At 41.3% G+C, this 15,883-nt stretch carries 12 protein-coding genes; 2 read left to right on the forward strand and 10 right to left on the reverse strand.

Going from position 1 to position 15,883, the window contains the following annotated elements; translation table 11 throughout:
* Nucleotides 1-217: 217 nt before the first annotated feature.
* From HGR01_RS06485 to HGR01_RS06505, 5 genes are all read right to left on the reverse strand, one after another.
* A complete protein-coding gene (locus HGR01_RS06485) occupies nucleotides 218-553 on the reverse strand; it encodes a XisI protein (protein WP_045869258.1) in 336 nt (111 codons plus the stop codon).
* A complete protein-coding gene (locus HGR01_RS06490; RefSeq protein ID WP_045869257.1) occupies nucleotides 541-960 on the reverse strand; it encodes a XisH family protein in 420 nt (139 codons plus the stop codon). Before HGR01_RS06490 ends, HGR01_RS06485 begins: the two co-directional genes overlap by 13 nt.
* Before the next feature lie 107 nt (nucleotides 961-1,067).
* Nucleotides 1,068-5,054 carry a magnesium chelatase subunit H gene (locus HGR01_RS06495; RefSeq protein WP_045869256.1) on the reverse strand — a complete coding sequence of 1,329 codons (3,987 nt, stop codon included), beginning with the start codon at nucleotides 5,052-5,054 and terminating at the stop codon, nucleotides 1,068-1,070.
* Nucleotides 5,055-5,585: 531 nt separating this feature from the next.
* Nucleotides 5,586-6,188, reverse strand: coding sequence for a hypothetical protein (locus HGR01_RS06500; RefSeq protein WP_045869255.1), 603 nt, complete (start codon nucleotides 6,186-6,188; stop codon nucleotides 5,586-5,588).
* Between the two features lie 695 nt (nucleotides 6,189-6,883).
* The gene (locus HGR01_RS06505; RefSeq protein ID WP_045869254.1) at nucleotides 6,884-7,384 is read right to left on the reverse strand and encodes a sterol desaturase family protein; all 501 of its coding nucleotides are present in this window, start codon (nucleotides 7,382-7,384) and stop codon (nucleotides 6,884-6,886) included.
* Nucleotides 7,385-7,945: 561 nt separating this feature from the next.
* On the opposite strand from HGR01_RS06505, the gene HGR01_RS06510 reads away from it, so the two are divergent.
* Nucleotides 7,946-8,644, forward strand: coding sequence for a haloacid dehalogenase type II (locus HGR01_RS06510; RefSeq protein ID WP_045869253.1), 699 nt, complete (start codon nucleotides 7,946-7,948; stop codon nucleotides 8,642-8,644).
* A gap of 77 nt (nucleotides 8,645-8,721) precedes the next feature.
* Here HGR01_RS06510 and HGR01_RS06515 read toward each other — a convergent pair whose 3' ends face one another.
* The 5 genes from HGR01_RS06515 to HGR01_RS06535 form a co-directional block, all read right to left on the reverse strand.
* Nucleotides 8,722-10,224: an IS5 family transposase gene (locus tag HGR01_RS06515; protein WP_045869909.1), complete on the reverse strand. Its 1,503-nt coding sequence runs from the start codon at nucleotides 10,222-10,224 to the stop codon at nucleotides 8,722-8,724.
* A gap of 292 nt (nucleotides 10,225-10,516) precedes the next feature.
* Nucleotides 10,517-11,146 carry a GDSL-type esterase/lipase family protein gene (locus tag HGR01_RS06520; RefSeq protein WP_045869252.1) on the reverse strand — a complete coding sequence of 210 codons (630 nt, stop codon included), beginning with the start codon at nucleotides 11,144-11,146 and terminating at the stop codon, nucleotides 10,517-10,519.
* 132 nt (nucleotides 11,147-11,278) lie between these two features.
* Entirely contained in the window at nucleotides 11,279-11,608 is a 330-nt protein-coding gene (locus HGR01_RS06525) for a ribulose bisphosphate carboxylase small subunit (protein ID WP_045869251.1), read from the reverse strand.
* A gap of 41 nt (nucleotides 11,609-11,649) precedes the next feature.
* The gene (rcbX, locus tag HGR01_RS06530) at nucleotides 11,650-12,057 is read right to left on the reverse strand and encodes a RuBisCO chaperone RbcX (RefSeq protein WP_045869250.1); all 408 of its coding nucleotides are present in this window, start codon (nucleotides 12,055-12,057) and stop codon (nucleotides 11,650-11,652) included.
* 102 nt (nucleotides 12,058-12,159) lie between these two features.
* Nucleotides 12,160-13,590 (reverse strand): form I ribulose bisphosphate carboxylase large subunit, encoded by a 1,431-nt coding sequence (locus tag HGR01_RS06535; RefSeq protein WP_045869249.1) that lies wholly within the window; start codon nucleotides 13,588-13,590, stop codon nucleotides 12,160-12,162.
* A 1,021-nt stretch (nucleotides 13,591-14,611) separates the two neighbouring features.
* On the opposite strand from HGR01_RS06535, the gene HGR01_RS06540 reads away from it, so the two are divergent.
* Nucleotides 14,612-15,766, forward strand: a complete 1,155-nt coding sequence (locus tag HGR01_RS06540) for a two-component regulator propeller domain-containing protein (RefSeq protein ID WP_045869248.1) — start codon at nucleotides 14,612-14,614, stop codon at nucleotides 15,764-15,766.
* Nucleotides 15,767-15,883 lie beyond the last annotated feature (117 nt).

Below are 15,883 nucleotides of genomic sequence, written 5' to 3' on the forward strand. Positions count from 1 at the left end.
GCTTTTTAATCTTATAAAAACTGAATTAATTTGCAATTACCTTAAGCAATTTAAATCTTTTTGCCTATAAGCCAATTAACTGCCTCAAGTAGTAAGGTAAGCAGTATGAATTCACAAACATGATATCCAGAAATTACGTATAATTCTTTGTTAAATAACAATTTTTAATACAAGGATCTCTTATCTTTGTCTCCTTTGGAGATTTTCAAAACATCTCCTAACTCACTGCATAGTCTGTAAACTGTCTCATAAAAGGAGACTGGAACCCTAATACAATATCTTCATTGGGAACACCCGCAGCTACTAAATTAGCAGCAATATCATCCTCTGTACCATTCCACTGAAGCCAAATCTTGCCATTTTTAATATCAATATGGATGATACAACTATGTACCCAGTTTTGACCTTCCCAGCCTACATGAACTATTTGATAATGGTCGCGTTCTGTATCAAAAATTGTCTCAACTTCTATATTTCCGTAAGCTGGTTTTTGCTCGCTATAATTATGTAGTATTTCTTGTACAAGCTGGCGATACAGAGTTAATTTATCCATTGGAAAATCACCTCTTGCTCTACATCATAAATCAGCATTTTCACTTGATTTTCTGCTATCATATCTTTGGGAAAATCGAGTTGAAAAAATGTATTGTAAGTTGTTAAAGGTACGGCTAAATATAAAATACGCTCCGGCTGTAACCTTCTCAATGCACCTCGATAATTAATAAACTGTCCTAATGCAGTATGAAATTCTGAAATAGCAGATGACTGTTGTAAAAAACTTTTAACTTCGACTGCTATTTTTTGTCCTTGGCGTTCTGCTGCTATCAGCTTTTCTGCGGCTAAATCAATAGAAAGATTTACTCCTCCCACGCTAATTGTGAGTGGATCTTTAGTAATTTGCCAACCGTCTTTCTGTAAAGCTGTTTTGACAACTTGATGAAAAACATCTTTAGCAGGCATACATATCTATAATTATATTTCTAATTTTTAGACTGTTGCATTCTTTGTCATCTGTAAACACAGTTAAGAAAATAGAGACGTTCTTTAGAACGCCTCTATTTTGATGACTATTCTATGCCTTCAATCCGGTCTTCAACTTCTTGGTACAACTCGCGCAGACGATTTAAATTTTCCTCGCTAGTCTCCCAATAACCGCGTCCATTCACTTCTAACAAAGTTGATACAACTTTGCGGAAAGAATGGGGATTAAGGTTCATCAACCGTTTTTGCATTTCTTCATCTTTGATGAAGGTTTCATTGGTATCTTCGTAAATCCAGTTATCCACAGCGCCGGCTGTCGCACTCCAACCCATTGTGTTTACCAACCGCTTGGAGAGTTCGCGCACACCTTCGTAACCGTGAGATAGCATTCCCTCGTACCATTTGGGATTTAATAATTTAGTACGAGCATCTAAGCGCACGGTTTCTGATAATGTCCGCACTTGAGCATTAGCTGTGGTGGTATCTGCAATATAAGATGCTGGTGTTTTACCATCACCCCGCAAACTTGCTACCAGCTTGGTGGGATCTGAGTCGAAGTAGTGGGAAACGTCCGTTAAGCTAATCTCGGAAGAATCGAGATTTTGGAATGTTGCATCAGCAGTTTTCAAAGTACTTTCAAAAATCTGCCGGGATTCGTCCATAATTCCGGGGTTATCGGAATTGAAGGCGAAGGATTTCCGCTTCAGGTACATTTCTTGTAATTCGGCTTCGCTATCCCAAGTGCTGTTTTCTACTGCCAAGTTGATGTTGGAGGAGTAGGAACCAGATGCATTGGAGAAGACGCGGGTAGCTGCTTGACGCAGGTTAATGCCCATTTCCTCAGCTTGTTGCAAAGCGTGTTTGCGGACAAAGTTCATTTCTAAGGGTTCGTCTATCTCCGCCGCCATCTTCACCGCTTGGTCTAGCAGGTTCATTTGGTTGATGAACAAGTCGCGGAATACGCCAGAACAGTTGATGACAACGTCAATTCTCGGTCTGCCCAACTCTTCTAAGGGTATCAATTCTAACTTGTTAACTCTTCCCAAGGCATCAGGAACGGGTCTGACACCAAGCATCCACATGATTTGGGCTAGTGATTCCCCGTAGGTTTTGATGTTATCTGTTCCCCAAAGCACACAGGCGATAGTTTCCGGCCATTTACCGTCGTTTTCGGCTTTGTTTCTTGCCAACAACCGATCGACAACGATTTTCGCTGATTGTACCGCCGCAGTTGTGGGGATGGATTGGGGGTCAAGGGCGTGAATGTTCTTACCTGTGGGTAATACATCCGGGTTGCGGATGGGATCGCCACCTGGGCCGGGTAGGATGTATTCGCCTTCTAAGCCTTTGAGTAGTCCACCGAGTTCGTTATCTGCACAAACTTGTTGTAAACAGAATTCCAAATACTCAAATAATGGTTTGAGTGCGGAGACATCAACTTTGTTATAGCCTGCTTGATGCAATGCTTCTACCCAAGGTTCTTTTTTGCCCATGTTGAAGAAATTCAACCGGGAAACTAGGGAAACTCGACCTTCTGCGTCAGTTTGCGCTTTTACTAGGGCGCTAACTGCACCACGGGTAGCTAAGGTGATGTCTTGCAATAGCTGGACATCTTCTAAAATCCCTTTGTCGTTATTGTGGTAAATATCGTCAATGTTACGCCCAATGCTATTGGCGATAATTCGGGGTAAGCTGAGAATTTCTTCTTCTTGACGATCTAAGGAAGCAATGTTGACAAGAGTTGCGATCGCTTCTTCGGCTGTGGGTGGTTTACCAATGATATGCAATCCACAAGGTAACAACCGCGATTCAATTTCCATTAGCTTGCGGTACACGCTGCCAACAATATTATCCCGTTCATCTTCGGTCATATCCTTGGCATCGGTTTCCGGTAAGTCGATATCCTTATCCAGGTTCACCATCCGGCATTTATCCATGATGGAGTTAACAATGGGGATACCTCTTCCTGTATCTTTCAGGGTTTGGTAAGAAGCAATTAATTCGCTGAGTTCTTTTAAACCCTTGTATAAACCAGCATTTTCTGCGGGTGGTGTCAGGTAGGAAATTGTCTCGGCATAGCTGCGGCGCTTGGCGATTGTGGCTTCGCTGGGGTTATTGGCTGCGTAGTAATACAGGTTAGGAATTGTGCCAATTAGTTGGTCTGGATAACAATCGCCAGACATCCCCATTTGCTTACCAGGCATAAATTCCAGAGAACCGTGAGTACCGAAGTGCAGTACAGCATCAGCTTGCCAAACTTGCTCTAGGTAGGTGTAGTAAGCAGCAAAACCGTGGTGCGGGCTAGCAGAACGGGAGAATAACAACCGCATCGGGTCGCCTTCGTAACCAAAGGTAGGCTGAACACCGATAAAGACGTTACCGAAATGCTTACCATAAATCAGCAGATTTTGCCCATCGCTGTTGAGATGTCCGGGAGGTGCGCCCCAGTTTTCTTCTAGGCGTTGAGAGTAAGGTGTCAATGCTTCATATTCTGGCACTGACATTTTATAGGCGATGTTCAGCTCTGGGCTAGCGTACTGTGCTTGAGCATCGTGGATGACTTCTTGCATCAGCGCTTCGGCGGATTCCGGTAATTCCGGTAAATCGTAGCCGTTATTTTTCAGCGCTTTCATCACCTCATAAATGGAACCGAACACATCTAGATATGCAGCAGTACCCACATTCCCTTTATCAGGGGGGAAACTGAAAACGGTAATGGCAACTTTTTTATCTAGTTTGGGTTTGCGGCGGAGATTTGCCCATTTTAAGGCACGTTTGGCGACTACTTCCACACGGTCTTGGAGTGCGATCGCTTTGCCAGTAGCACCATCTCTACCTGATAAAATAATCGGCTCAATTGCTCCATCCAATTCCGGTATGGCAATTTGCAAGGCTACTTGAATTGGATGTAACCCTAATTCGCTATCCATCCACTCTTCCGTGGTTTGGAATACTAAAGGTAAGGCTACCATGTAGGGGCGATTTAAGCGCTTGAGTGCGTCAATAGCTTTGGGATGGTCTTGTCTAGCAGGGCCGCCTACCAAAGCAAACCCAGTCAAAGAAATTACCGCATCTACTAAAGGTGTATTGGTAGTTGGTTCGTAAAAGTAAGCATCCACAGGCTTGGAGAAATCCAGACCACCTGCAAATACTGGTAGTACTTTGGCTCCCAGGGATTCTATCTCCTGGACGATCGCTACATAATGGGCATCATCCCCTGTAACTAGGTGGGTGCGTTGTAATACCAAACCTACACAGGGTGCTAAAGGATCTTTGAGATTCTTGGAGATATCCTTACGGGCTGTGTACCAATTGAGGTATTCTCTCACATCCTCAAACATACTCGGAGCCAGGGGATGCCAAATTCCCATATCTGGGTAAACTACTGGCGCTTCATATGTTGTCGAAGGCAGATTGGCTTTATCTACACCTTTTAATACATATTTATCAGTCAGCATTAGCAAGAAGTTTTCCAGGTTTTCTGGCGAACCTCCCAGCCAATACTGAAAACTGAGCATGAAATTGCGAGCATCTTGTGCTTTGTCCATTGGCAGAAACTTCAGCACTTGTGGCAAGGTTCGCAGCAATTTCAACATCCCGTCTTGGAAGCCTGCACCGGATTTTTCTTTGCGCTTCCGCATGAATTGCGCGATCGCACTCTTGGATTGACCCAATTGTGCCAGAGAAAAGCTGCCCATTTTGTTGAGGCGCATAACTTCTGGCATCGAGGGGAAGACAACAGCAACATCTAAGCGATCGCGATGTGGTTCTACGGCTGTTACTACTTTCTGTGCTAAGTCTTCAATAAAGATCAGTGAGGCAATAAATATATTGGCACTCTCAATCTCCCGTTTGAACTCCTCGTAGTTCTCTGGATCTCGGAGTTCCTCAATCAAGTACCCGCTGATTTCTATCGCTAGGTTGGGATTATTGGCGTTAATTGTGCGGACAGCTTGCGACAATGCACTCTGGTACTGGGACTCAAGCACGACATAGACCACCTTGATTAAATTACGTCCGCGTAAATTATCAGGCGCAATATGTCTGATGGTGGACTTGACGTGGGTGAACATGCTTCCTCGGCTCCTTTGATGCGCGTTCTCTACTAGAAGTTCATCACGGCTGATGCTGCCGTTTGTAACTTCAATTTATTTTTACGAATATGAATTTTTTTTATCAGAAAACGCCTACCAAATGGTAGTTTTGTCGTCTAACTGACACAAAACGATAAACATAATGACATATTTCTTTGCAGATATTGCTTTTACATGTGAGTGTTTGCTACACTGATTGTTAAAAAATGTAAAGCAATACCTGAGCGGCACTAATTATTGAGTCGTGGAAGTGCTTGCTATTTAACTATAGAGCCATCTTATTAATATCATTTTAAATCACTATCTTTCAGACAAAAATTTATTTTTTCCGCAAGCGATCGCAAAGAATTTAGAGAATTGTAGTCTCTAGTACAGAATTTATGCTTGACTAACATTAAATCGCGCAGAATTAGCAGCAATTTCTTTTATAAATCACTTATATTTGTGCTAATAAAAATTTCCTGTGTTAGCTTTCAGCTTGTGCTACCGTGAAAGCGATCGCCAAAATATTTACCCTTCCTGCACCATCCAAACCAACATCCCCAATAATATTTCCACAGGGGGAACAGTATAATCATGGAAATCAATAGTCAGTGTTTGTTCTTCTAACTTTAAAAATCGCCAAGCTGTGCCGCTGCTAACACTGCCATAAATTGCTTTAGTTGGTATATTATTAGCATCATTGAATTTTTGTGCCGCAATCATTTCTGCTGCACATTGCCCTAAACCAGGTTTTAAATCACCTTTTTTCGCTGCAATAATTACGATTACAGGTGCTTCAATAAATATTTGTTCGGGTGAGCGGCTAATCAAAAAATCACATACTCCACTTAAACCCAACTCAGGTGCTACAGTAAAATCTTCACCCGAAAAAAAGCTGATTTTACGTTCTAGAATTTTCCTAACTTCTACAAGGATAGGACTAATAATTAACTCAGAGCGAGCTTTTTCTGAACCAGTCGCTGTTGCTAAGGGTAGCCCTTCGCTTAATGCTTCTTTGAGGTAAGGACTAGGTTCTATCGGCTGGGTTTCGGGTAAAAAGCGTACACCTTCAACTGTAGTTAAATTAAAGTCGCGTTTGACTTTTGATAGTGAGAAGTCGCTATAAGACATTATCAAGAAGTATTAGTTTAAAATTATTGATCCTATCGTAGCTATAGCTAAATACAGTTCAGTTAAGAAAATTAATTGATAACAAAACCAAAAAACTATTACAACAAGGCAAAAGTAAAAAGTGAGCCAGTGCGGTGGACGGGTTCCCAAGGCACTCCGTTGGGCGGCTTTGCCGACTTGAAGGAAGTGCCGTCGGCATAAAGCAACTGGCGAACTCCGCAGGAGTAAAAAGTAAAAAGAAAGAATACTTATACTGCCAGATTTTTCCCCATTTCAAATGGGTGGTTTATTTACGCTGTGCTGTACTAGTTATTCAACAAAAAACCGAACAATAATTTTGGAGGGGGTTTGGGGGACGCAACCGTCACCCAATCGGGGGTTTGGGGGAGAATCCCCCAATTGAGCTTGCTTCTTTAATAAGTGACAAATCAATGGCTAATAAGCTTAACCCAAGCGTATCGTGCTATTGCTGTTTTGTGATCAATAGTAGCTAAAAGCGGATTTAATCTCACAATCTCAAAAATCTTCAAACAAACGGATATATGAAAAAAGCCTGCAAATACAGGCTAAAAATTCTGATTTTTCGTAGTTTGCAGAGATTCCCTAATTCAAATTCATACGCGAAACTCCCTCTCTTACCATTTTCCCTTTCCCTATTCTTCTTCAGAGTAATTTTTACCTAAACCCTACCTTAGCTAGATGCGTGAGTAACGAAACCTAATCCTCAACAGACGTAGACAACGCAACCACAGCAGCGAAGGTTGCTCAAAGAAAGTGAAAATATCACCGAAACCTTGGTTTGTTTTTTGATGGTGTAGCCAATGTCTCTCAGGAGTGGTGATAAATAGAATTTGGCACAAAATAATTATAGGTTTTGGAGTTTCCCAAGCCAAAACACTTATGTGTCTCCACCAAACATGAAACTGTCCCAAAAGTAGCCCAGAAATTACACCAATTGGAGAGAAAGACCACAAAATTACTGCCATGATTAAATATGGCAAAGCCCCCAGCACACCATCTAATAAAACTTCAGGATTTAAAGTCAAAATTGCATAGTGGCGGAAATCTTTCTTCCAACAATGATGCGTTTTTAGGTGGAGGCTACCAAAAACATGCTCGGGTATGTGATAAACGAAAGTTGAAAGGAAATCACCAAAAAATAATAATAGCCAAGCAACAGCGATAGCCTCAAGCATTTGCACTCCTCACATCTAGTTAAGAAAACTCCAAAGAACAAACTGCACATCTCATACTTGAGATGTAGATGCTACTCACGCAAGCTACAGAAACATGATAGTTACTTAAAAATAGGTAACTACTAGTTTTGATTGTTTGCACAGTGTTACTAATTAACTTCGCAACACAGCGTTATCTGATTTTTTGATAGTTTTGTCTGTCTCAACTGCATTTTGCTTTTCTCAAAAGACATGCACGAGAAGCTGCAGTTTTATGCATTTAATGCTCTATAGGCATTGCACACTAACTGCTTAAAACCTGTCACCTGGATTTTTGGTCTGAGTATATGATGCTTATACATCTAAAGCTCTATCGGATTTACGTATTTTAGCATGTTGACCCCATAATCTTCTTATGAAGGCTTCCACCATTAGCAAAGGTTGAGTTAAAATCGGTAAAAATTTAGGTTAAGGCGTTGTCTTACCGCTTTTTTGTGAAGCTATTCGGTGGTAACGCAGATGATTACGGAATTTGATTAGTAACAAACTTGTAAATCCTCTAATTAATCCGGAGCAGATTACGTGATTAATTTTAACCAGTACAAGGTTTTAACTTTCGACTGCTATGGCACTTTAATAGATTGGGAAAGTGGTATCTTAGCCGCATTTAAGCCACTTTTGACTAACCACAAACAGAATTTAGATGATGAAACAATTTTGCAGCTTTTTGCACAATTTGAGTCAGAAATTCAAAAAGGAGAATATCTCACATATAAAGAAGTTCTGAGAAAAGTAGTTGAAAGATTGGGTGAGCAACTTGGTTTTAAACCCAGTGATGAAGAATTATACTCTCTTAGCAATTCAATTAAGAATTGGCTACCTTTCCCAGATACTGTAGAGGCATTAAAATCTCTAAAAAACCAGTTTAATCTGGCAATTATTTCTAATGTAGATGACAATCTATTTGCTGATTCTGCAAAACATTTAACAGTTGATTTTGATTGGATAATTACAGCAGAGCAGGTAAAAAGCTACAAACCTGCTCTCAATAACTTTAGAGCCGCAATCGACAGAATTGGTCTACCTAAGGAACAAATATTGCACGTTGCTTGTAGCGTTTATCATGACATTATTCCAGCCCAATCTTTAGGAATCTCAACAGTTTGGGTTAACCGCAGAGCCGGGAAAGAAGGTGCTGGTGCTAACTTACCAGTAGTTGCTCAAGCTGATTTAGAAGTTCCAAATTTACAAACCCTAGCTAATTTAAGTATGAGTAAATAGAGAGCGATCGCAGTCAATAATTAACTAGGGCTTGCTGAAAAAGTCATTCCAAGGCAAGAGAAAAATTGACTCAGTAGTCAGGGAAGAGCAAATATAAGTTTTTGTTGTCTGCAATCAAACGGAACATCACTTTTGCTAATAAAAGAAGTGAAAAAAGATGTAATGTTGAAAAATTGGCATAAAAATTCCCAAAAAAGCCGTGAAACAAGGGTAGAAAGATTCATGACTAAAAAAGTAATAGCAATAGCAGTGACAGAGGTATGAGGAAGTTTAGCCATGACTCTACCCAAGCTAAATCTTCGTTTACCTTGTCCGAATTTACCCTCAATAGAGTTACGAATTAGCTCATCTTCTCGTGCTTGTTTCTTTTTTTCAGGACTGACATTTTTAGGTGGTCTCCCTAAAGGTGGCCCACTAATTCTAATTCCTCTTTCTTGACACCAAGAGCGGTTGTCTCTAGTGCGATAAATTTTATCAACATGAACTGATTGAGGATAATACCCGGTGTAGTTTTTGTAGGCTTCTACTTGTGATTTTAAGTCGCCTGATTCGTTAAAATTATCCCAACTAATATGGTCTAAAAATACATAGCCATCATAGCAACTAGCTGAAAGCTTTGCCCCAAACTCTACTTTTTTTCCAGCTTTACCACGGACTATCGGACGAATGTGTGGTTGATTTAAACTGACAATACGGTCTTCTATACTAATTTTTTTATTTTCATATAACCAAAGTTGTTGACGATAAATTTCTGCTACTACCAGTAATTTCTTATATTGCCTATTACTCAGGTTGAAGAGTGACGCACCTAACTCCATTAGCTGCTGAATGTGAACTAAATTTCTTTTGATATATTGTAGTTGCCGTTTAATGGCTTTCCTTCTTTCTTTAATGGTCGGTTTTCTTTTTTTGGCTACCAATAAGTAATTCTTTCTAGCTATATTTCTATAGGTTCTCGGTTTTTTGATACTCTTTAACAAGAGGGAGTTATATAAAATATCTATAATTGTTTCTGTATGCTTTCTGGCTTGATTTAATAATCCTAAGTCTGTGGGATAACTGATATCCGCTGGCGCACAACTCGCATCTAATATTAATTTTCCCCGATTGGTCGGCTCATTTTTTAAATCCTCGGTTTCTGACTTTTTTGATTTTACTTCTACCTCCTCTTTACTTTCTAACACTTGCTTGACTATTTCTCGATTCAGTTTGTTAACTAATTTTATATCTATTCTTTCTCTAAAGTGAACTAACATTGACGCATCAAATGGGGCATTATTGCTATAGCAAGACATTCCTATAAAGTATTGCAGATAGGGATTCTCCCTAATTTGCTCTACTGTCTCCCTATCACTTATGCCTAGTTTTTCTTTAATTATTAATGCCCCTAATGCCATCCTAAATGTTTTGGCTGGCGCGCCCATTTCTGCTGAAAATATTGCTGCGTACTCTGCTTCAAATTCTGACCAAGGTATCATCTCCGCCATGATTACCCAACGGTTATCTGAGGCTAGTTTTCCCCCAAAGGGTAGTTCAAAGTCTTCTGCTGCTGTTTCTTGCTTTTGCGCTTTTCGATACATATCAACGCAACTTGCTACAAGGGTTTTTACTTACTTTATCCTTTTTCCTTGCACTTTATTCTCTTTTGTCCCCCCAAATCTCTTGATTTATCTAGGTTTTTTGTTTATTCTGCAAGCCCTAACTAAAAAATATTAATTTAAGGTAAGGTGTTTTATGCCGTAGGCTAACGCACCTGAATTTTTGATTCTGCGTTGGTGCGTTGCGCTGCGCGACAACACAACGCCAGTTTGCTCAAGTCGGGAAACCCGCCCACGCAACTGGCTCCCCTACATCATATAACTTTCAATTCTTTTATAATGTGAACCAGCTTAACCAAGCATCCCAATTTTGCACAATAGCTGCAAACTCTGCATAACCTGCGGCTCTGGGATGCGCGCCATCATTAGCTTTGGCTTCAGCTAACCAAATAGATGAATTAACTAAAGTAGAAAACACATCCAGATAAGGAATATCAAGTTCACGACAAACTAAAGCAAACTGCTGAGATTGATGAGCAATTTGTTGGTTTCTCTGTTCTTGATTTTCATCTCCACAAGGTGGTGGCCCTACCATTAAAACCGGGTAAAGCTGCTTGGCTTCAGTTAAAATAGCGCGAGTATTTTCGAGAGATTCTGTTAAGTCAATTCCTTGCTGCTTACCAGCCCATCCCGAATCATTGACCCCAAAAGAAAATACAACTCGACCGTCATATTCCGAAGCCAGGCGATAAGAAACTTCTTGTCGCCAACGTTGCTTAAGAAATCGGGTAGTTTCCGTTCTCACGCCTAAATTATAGTAAGTAATCTCATATCCTCTTTGATGAGCACCAGCACATACTCTACCTGTCCATCCTAGAAAATCAGGATCGCCTGTGCCATTAATAAAAGATTCACCGACGAAACAGATGCGGATTTCTCTTGGTTCGGATTGAAATTTTGACATTACCGTAGCGATGCAAAATCTGCAAATTATTTTAAATAAAAAGCATAAAAAAAGAGGCAGATTATTCTACCTCTCTGGGGGAAATCAATAAACTAAGTAATGATTTCCCGAGATTAATTCAGCTTGCAAGCTTTAGTATCTGCTAGGTTTATGAACGATAAAGCTGAGGATTTGGCACTGCTTGATGTTGTCAAAGCCTACTACACGGATGTAGTTGTTGGAATATTGAGAACGGCAAGCTTGAACTTCGTTCAGTACTTCTTGAGTAGATTTAGCGCCGAACAAAGGTAGCTTCCACAATGTCCAATATAATTCGGTTGGCTCAGAGGTTTCGTTAAATTCAACTGCTGGAATGTAACCTTGTGCCAAGATGTACTGGATCTGCTTGGCAATTTGAGCGTCAGATAGGGGAGGTAGATAGGAAAGGGTTTCGTAACGGCGCTCTTTTGGTAAAGTTTGCATAGCTGTTGATAATGGGTTGCGATTTTTACTAAGTTGATTGTCTAACTGGATAAGTTATCCAAGTTCGGATCGGAGCTTGTTTGCTGTTCTGGTTGTAGACTGGGGTCTGATGTATCCATTTGAGTGATGCGTTCTAGATGCTGGCGACGCTGTTCCATATTGCCTTGCTGAATGCCAGTCCGAACCATTTCTGGTAAAAAATCTGTGATTTCTTCAGCAAGATGTTCTCTCACAGTCATAATCCGCAATGCCAGATCTGGCTTTTCCTTTAACAATTGGGCAATATATGATTCTCCATCCTGAACTTTGCCAGCAGAGAAGTTATGTAGCCAAATTGCCAATGGAGGATTAGTTTCGCCTAGCTGTGCCAGTACCGTCCTTAGTGCCTGATAAGTCAAGTAGCTTTGGATAGTCTTGGCTGTGTCTTTCGCAATTTGTTTTAGATTCATGCTTGACCCCAGCCTTAATAAAGTATGAAGTATGAAAGATAAAGGATGAAATAATTGAAGTAATTTAACTCCAGCCTCTATCCATACCACTTTCAGCCTTTATCAGACGGTATCCATTGCCTCGAATTCAAACTTGATTTCTTTCCACAGTTCACAAGCAACGGCCAATTCTGGAGACCACTTAGCGGCTTCGCGGATAATGTCGTTACCTTCACGAGCCAAGTTGCGACCTTCGTTACGAGCTTGAACGCAAGCTTCTAAAGCTACACGGTTAGCTGTAGCACCAGGAGCATTACCCCAGGGGTGACCAAGTGTACCACCACCGAATTGTAGTACGGAGTCATCACCAAAGATTTCTACTAGTGCAGGCATGTGCCAGATGTGAATACCACCAGAAGCAACTGCCATTACGCCAGGTAGAGAAGCCCAGTCTTGGGTAAAGTAGATACCACGAGACTTGTCTTGCTCAACATAGTTTTCACGCAACAGGTCAACGAAGCCCATTGTGATACCACGCTCACCTTCTAACTTACCAACTACGGTTCCGGTATGGATGTGGTCACCACCAGATAAACGTAGGGCTTTAGCCAATACACGGAAGTGAATACCGTGGTTCTTTTGACGGTCGATTACAGCGTGCATAGCACGGTGAATGTGCAACAGAATACCGTTATCGCGGCACCAACGAGCCAATGTAGTGTTGGCGGTGAAACCTGCGGTGAGGTAGTCGTGCATGATGATCGGCTGTTTGAGTTCTTTAGCAAACTCAGCCCGTTGCAACATTTGCTCGCAGGTGGGGGCGGTAACGTTCAGGTAGTGACCTTTGATTTCACCTGTTTCTGCTTGAGCTTTAGCTATAGCTTCAGAAACAAACAAGAAGCGATCGCGCCATCTTTGGAATGGTGCAGAGTTGATATTTTCGTCGTCTTTGGTGAAGTCCAAACCACCGCGTAAGCACTCGTATACAGCGCGTCCGTAGTTCTTAGCAGACAGACCTAGTTTGGGTTTGATTGTACAACCCAGCAAAGGACGACCGTATTTGTTTAATTTGTCACGCTCAACTTGGATACCGTGTGGAGGGCCTTGGAAAGTCTTGATGTAAGCTACAGGGAAGCGGATGTCTTCCAAACGCAGTGCCCGTAGAGCTTTAAAACCAAACACGTTACCTACAATTGAGGTCAAAACGTTGGTAACAGAGCCTTCTTCAAACAGGTCTAGAGGATAAGCAATGTAGGCAATAAATTGGTTATCTTCACCGGGAACTGGTTCGATGTCGTAGCAACGACCTTTGTAGCGATCTAGGTCGGTGAGCAAATCTGTCCACACAGTTGTCCAAGTACCAGTAGAAGACTCAGCCGCTACTGCTGCCGCTGCTTCTTCAAAGGGAACACCAGGCTGGGGTGTCACACGGAATGCCGCTAAAAGATCTGTATCTTTCGGTGTGTAATCGGGTGTGTAATAAGTTAGTCTGTAATCTTGAACCCCTGCTTTATACCCAGATTTTGACTGAGTCTTCGTTTGAGCGTAAGACATAAATTCCCTTCCAAGAAGTCACACTTTATTACTTAACAAACTACGCTTAGTGCAATTTCCCCTCACCCCGCGCTCTCCCCGAGTCAGCGGGGGGAAGCTCCAGAAAATTTTTTTTGTTAGGGGTTTTCTATGGCAAAGGGTAGTGGTTTCGGTTTAGGAACATTTGGTAACTTATCCAAGACATGATTACCAACTTCCTTTTAAGATTCACACAACTGTGTGCTTCTACTCTTCCTCTTTCCCAGGCATATAAGTTCTTTTTATCTCTTTGTCTCACTCTTCTAATAAGTTGCCTGGCCAAATTTACCCTGCTGTTCTGCAAGGACGGCTTATACCCATTTTTCCTAAAGGAGGATCTAGGTATCTGGGTTTTTTGCACATAAATCTGGTGCTTTCCTTATAAATTAAGGAAATTCTCAGACTTATTTGGCTTTGGTGGGTTTAGAGGAATGGTGAGCGCAAGACAAAAATTGCACACCACGTAATTTGTAGCTTGTCTCACAATATATCAAGAAATCAATAAGTTATACTTTGAAACTTTTTAACTTATATATTTAAATTTGTTATTACATAAAGTTTTAAACATTTTGTTAAGAATAGTTTACAAATGATACCTTGAGGCTGTAACGGGATTGGGAATAGGTAATGGGTAATGGGTAATGGGTAATGGGTAATGGGGAATGGGGAATGGGGAATGGGGAATGGGGAACTGAGAAGACAAACACCAAATACCCAACACCAAATACCCAATTCCTGAGAAAAATTGCTACAGGCGTTTGAAAAACACTTGTTAGGGGAACACTGAGATTAATCCCCAGCCAATTTCAGCGACAGATATCTTTAGCAGTGGGAAAAAGGAATAAGCTAATGCGCGTCTAAATTGCATAACTACTAATCAGGGCTGTTAACTGTCAACGGTCAACCGTCAACAGTCTTCACGATAGATTGTGCAACTTAACAGCAGAATAGCTTATCAATCTTTTAAAACCCTTTCCCTGACTTCTGTAAGCAGCCTAATGGCTTGGGTACTGTCACTAAAGGGAATGTCACCGTGGTGTTTTTTTATAAGCGTACTAATGTATTGATTAGTTCTATCCTGGCGGGATTAATTGTGCTGCCAAGTATTGGAATGGTCGCCTTGACAAATCCAGTCAGAGCGCAAAAAACTACGAATCCTGCTCCAACACAAAAAAAACCGGAAACTAATTCATCTAAACCAACTCCCGCTTACCCTGCTTCTGCGCCACCTCCGCGAGTAGACCCATTACCAGATCAACGAGAATTACAAGAAAATTCCATAGAAACTGATTACCGTGTAACTAACTTGTTAGGAGATGTTACAGGTAATCTGTGGGTAGCTTCTTGGCGGGGCTTGTCGCATATTGACCCCAAAACAGGTAAAATCTTGTCTCGCGTTAGTTTACCGAATGTGGCTATTAGTGCTTTAGCCCAAGATAAAGTAGGGCGTATATGGGTAGGAAATTATGAGGGGCTAATTCGCGTTGAACCCCGCACCAGCGAAATCACCGCGCAAAATTTATTTTTGCCTTCCAAACGGGTGTTATCACTATTAATTGACAAGCGGGGTTATTTATGGGCGGGTACTGATAACGGTTTAGCTTTAATTAGTCCTGACCAAGGCTTAATTATGACCACGTTAAAAAATTTGCCTGGTGTTAGCGCCAATGCCCTAACTTTAGATGCTGATGGTCATTTGTGGGTTGGTACTTTAGATGGACTGATCAGAGTAAATAGTGCAAATGCTTTGATTATGAAGCGGATTGCTGATTTACCTGGATCAACCGTGCAAGCTTTAGCTATTAGTCCAGAAGGGCTAATTTGGGCAGGAATGCCAAATAATTTGCTAGTAATTAACCCGAAAACGGGTGCTGTGTTGCGTTCTGTGACTCGCTTACGTGGGCGTAATGTTACGGCAGTGCGTTTTGCCCAGGATGGTAGTGTTTGGATCGGTACCAACAATGGTTTGTTACGATTAAATCCAAATACAGGAGCTGTATTAGACCAAGTTGCAGGGCTGCCTTCTAGCCGGGTACTTGCCCTTGCACCTGATATTGCCAATAAGTTGTGGATTGGCACTAGTGAAGGTCTGGCTTGGTTAATGCCCCAAGTGGGTACAGCAAAGCCCCATTTGGCTTTTAGTCGTGCTGTGAAGTAGGGATTGGGGACTGGGTACTGGGGACTAGGGACTAGAAAAGAAGAATTGGTGATTTTACTGTTTCCTTGCAACTCTAATCTCTAATCCCTAGGCTCTAACCAATAAATGTTAACTTTT

The sequence above is a fragment of the Tolypothrix sp. PCC 7712 genome (genome assembly GCF_025860405.1).
Classification (GTDB): domain Bacteria; phylum Cyanobacteriota; class Cyanobacteriia; order Cyanobacteriales; family Nostocaceae; genus Aulosira; species Aulosira diplosiphon.

Coding starts and splice junctions, on each gene's coding strand:
- HGR01_RS06505 (WP_045869254.1), bottom strand. CDS start 7,384: ATGCTTGAGGCTATCGCTGTTGCTTGGCTATTATTATTTTTTGGTGAT.
- HGR01_RS06515 (WP_045869909.1), bottom strand. CDS start 10,224: ATGTATCGAAAAGCGCAAAAGCAAGAAACAGCAGCAGAAGACTTTGAA.
- HGR01_RS06520 (WP_045869252.1), bottom strand. CDS start 11,146: ATGTCAAAATTTCAATCCGAACCAAGAGAAATCCGCATCTGTTTCGTC.
- HGR01_RS06500 (WP_045869255.1), bottom strand. CDS start 6,188: ATGTCTTATAGCGACTTCTCACTATCAAAAGTCAAACGCGACTTTAAT.
- HGR01_RS06495 (WP_045869256.1), bottom strand. CDS start 5,054: ATGTTCACCCACGTCAAGTCCACCATCAGACATATTGCGCCTGATAAT.
- HGR01_RS06490 (WP_045869257.1), bottom strand. CDS start 960: ATGCCTGCTAAAGATGTTTTTCATCAAGTTGTCAAAACAGCTTTACAG.
- rcbX (WP_045869250.1), bottom strand. CDS start 12,057: ATGAATCTAAAACAAATTGCGAAAGACACAGCCAAGACTATCCAAAGC.
- HGR01_RS06535 (WP_045869249.1), bottom strand. CDS start 13,590: ATGTCTTACGCTCAAACGAAGACTCAGTCAAAATCTGGGTATAAAGCA.
- HGR01_RS06485 (WP_045869258.1), bottom strand. CDS start 553: ATGGATAAATTAACTCTGTATCGCCAGCTTGTACAAGAAATACTACAT.
- HGR01_RS06525 (WP_045869251.1), bottom strand. CDS start 11,608: ATGCAAACTTTACCAAAAGAGCGCCGTTACGAAACCCTTTCCTATCTA.